The sequence below is a fragment of the Anaerophaga thermohalophila str. Valhall genome (assembly GCF_000250735.1).
GTDB lineage: Bacteria > Bacteroidota > Bacteroidia > Bacteroidales > Marinilabiliaceae > Anaerophaga > Anaerophaga thermohalophila_A.
In genome coordinates this window covers 1-2,814 of the sequence record NZ_AHZV01000336.1, presented here as the reverse complement: position 1 = coordinate 2,814, position 2,814 = coordinate 1, and the positions used below count along the sequence as shown (strand labels likewise).

Annotated in this window: 2 protein-coding genes; both read left to right on the top strand. The window is 36.0% G+C overall.

The genetic code is table 11. The features are described 5' to 3' along the window. Nucleotides 1-1,722 (top strand): hypothetical protein (locus tag OQ5_RS21530; protein WP_218054568.1); only part of this gene is annotated, 1,722 nt, incomplete at its 5' end. 4 nt (nucleotides 1,723-1,726) lie between these two features. Continuing rightward, entirely contained in the window at nucleotides 1,727-2,128 is a 402-nt protein-coding gene (locus OQ5_RS0117415) for a hypothetical protein (protein ID WP_044108042.1), read from the top strand. Nucleotides 2,129-2,814 lie beyond the last annotated feature (686 nt).

Here is a 2,814-nt window from a genome sequence, read left to right as displayed (position 1 = left end):
GACCTTAATTTCGAGGACTTCCAAACAGGCCACACGGGCATGGTTAAACGCTACACCGATGCGATGAGGCGCGTCTATAAGCATTACAAACGCACCTACGGGGTCGACAAAAATACATTGTACCTTTTCTTTATCGATTATCCCGAAGCCGACAAAAAAGGTTTTATGCCTCTCACTGGTCGATACGGATTTATTTTTAACTTTGGGATGGACTATGAGATTATGGCCCACGAGTTGGCCCACGGCGCGTTTAACCTGCGCCATCCTTTCAGTCCGGAAAGCACTTACCAGCTAACCGAAGGTACCACCGATAACCTGATGGATTACGGTAAGCCCCAAGGCACGGGGTTGTGGAAGTACCAATGGGATCTGATTCATGACCCCGAGAGGGTGCTTTTTGCGTGGACGGAGGATGAGGACGAGGGGGCGTATATTGACTTGCGATGTAGTAATATTGATATATCTGATTATCCTGAAGGACATTTTAAAGATGTTCCTTACAACATGGAAAGATTGATTGGCTTTATTGAAGATAATTCATTGTGGGCAAATAAGTTTACCGAAGATATTTTGGCTGATGTAAGAAACCAAATTATGGATGAATATTATTTCTCAAAAAGGCCAAATTCCAATGTGTATAGTTTTAATGAAGATTTAATGGCTACAGACAGCTATGTTCCTTCTGCTGATGAATGGAAAAAGAAAAAAGATCATTTTGACTTATTATATCAAAGCTGGGATTGTTTATTTTTTGAATCGACGAGAGCAAAGGCTTGTGGAAAATACGATGAAGCTATAACCCAGAGTCAAAGAACATCAGAAGTTAAGCAGCTTACTAATCATTTTGTTGGCATTCCGGAGGATTTTATTTGGCTGGATGGAACAAAAAGAGACATTCCTGACCCTAGAAAATATTATAATTCCACCCTGAAGAAATACAACCTTGAAGCTTTGAAAAAGGATTTAAGAAAAGCTGTTATAAATAAAAATCAAGAGCTTGTAAGTGGTGAATTGGAAAAGGCAACAAATCTTGAGCTTAATTACCAGGCATTACTCTCAAGGTATGGAGAATACATGTACACTATTGGGTGTAACGAAATCCCTGAAATTACCACTGCACAGAAGAACAAAATAAAACAGGAATTCTTTAATCTTTGGAGTAGTGAAGACAAATTAGGTTTTCATTGGAAGTGGTATACTTTGAAACAAGACCGGCTGGAAAGAGAGAAACAAAAACTTTTAGACAGATTAGCTGCAGAAAGGGCAGTTAGATTATATTTGAATCAGAAAGAAAGAGATGCAGTTTATGCAATGGTTGGTGGAGGAGTTGGTGTTGCTTCGGGTGTTTTACTAATGATTGTTTTTCCTCCAAGCACCATTGCAGGAGTTATATGGGGTATCGCTGATCTTGGAATAACAGCGGCAAGTTTTGCTGAAGGATATAACATGTATAAAGATATCCAAGCAAATGCTTTTGATCCTAATAGAAAATACAATGTTGTAGAAGGCGTCTGTTATAATCTTTCAGAAGAACATGGGGCATTAATTTTTGATTTATCGAGTATTGTTTTAGGGGTAAGATCAGCTAGTGGTAATTTTAGAAATATAAGGAATATTGAGAGCATTTCAGGGAATGAACTAAAGGTTATTATTACAGGAATCAATGGTGGATTAACTGCTGTTACTGTTGGTGATAAGACGTTTACATTATTAAATGATTAGTTTTATGAAAAGTGTTAAAGGTTCTCGTTTTTCTGGAATCATGGGGTTTATGGTCATTAGCATATTAACAGTTGTAGTTCTATTTAAATATGAAAAGCCTATTTTCTTTTCTTTTGGAATATTTTTAATAGTTTGTGGCCTATACCTTATCTCTATTCTTCCTTGGCATAATTATTTTATTTATACTGAAAATGAGTTGTTTGTTAAAAATAATTGGAATCCATTTTTTTATAGGCATCTTTCTATATTAGAGATTGAAGATATAGTAATTCGAAATGAAGCATATATGGGACTTGTAGTCAAAATAACATTAAAAAATGGGAAAAAATATTTGTTTCACACAGGTGCATCACGCCAATCTCTTGAAGAAATGATTACTGATATTATGCATCTTAGAAACGATTAGTAAAATTATGATTTTGAATAATGTTTTCTTTCTTAAGTCATGTTTCCTATAGCTTTTTGGTTTTCAACTGCACAATATTTTTAGCAAGCCGAACTTTAAAAAAGATATTCTGTTGCTTATTGCTATTAAAATATGTGAATCTCATTTATAAAATCGACTGAATCTTCCTCTTAGCAATAAACGCATCAATAACCGAGAAAACATGTTCCTGGTCTTCTTTCGAAAAACGGCCCCCCGCTCGGCGAAGTCTGTGACTTCGTCGTTTAAACCTTTGTGGTTTTTAACTACTACAGAAAACATCGCGATAAAATTGGTCATATTTCCACCAAAAACAGTAAGCTAAAAATCGGATGTTTTCTATCTTTAAAGATAAAATATTTATTCCATGTCCACAGGTTATCAAATCAAAGATCAGAAAGGATTGTACTTCCTAACCTTTCAGGTGGTAAATTGGGGTGATATTTTCTCACAGGATCCATAATAATCCGGTACGCTCAAGAATTGTTCAAAATCCTGAAGACTACTTATATTCATCGGCTCGAAATTATGGCGGTTTAAGTAGTTATCTGGTTGTAGATATTCTGAGATTGCCTGCAAAGATTGTTTAAAAAGGTAGTCTGGAGACTACAGGAGTAAAACGACGAAGTCAGTGACTTCGCCGAGCGGGGGGGTGGAAATTTGATAAT

Excerpts from the sequence above, each read along its gene's own strand:
- OQ5_RS0117415 (WP_044108042.1), top strand. The coding sequence starts at position 1,727 with ATGAAAAGTGTTAAAGGTTCTCGTTTTTCTGGAATCATGGGGTTTATG.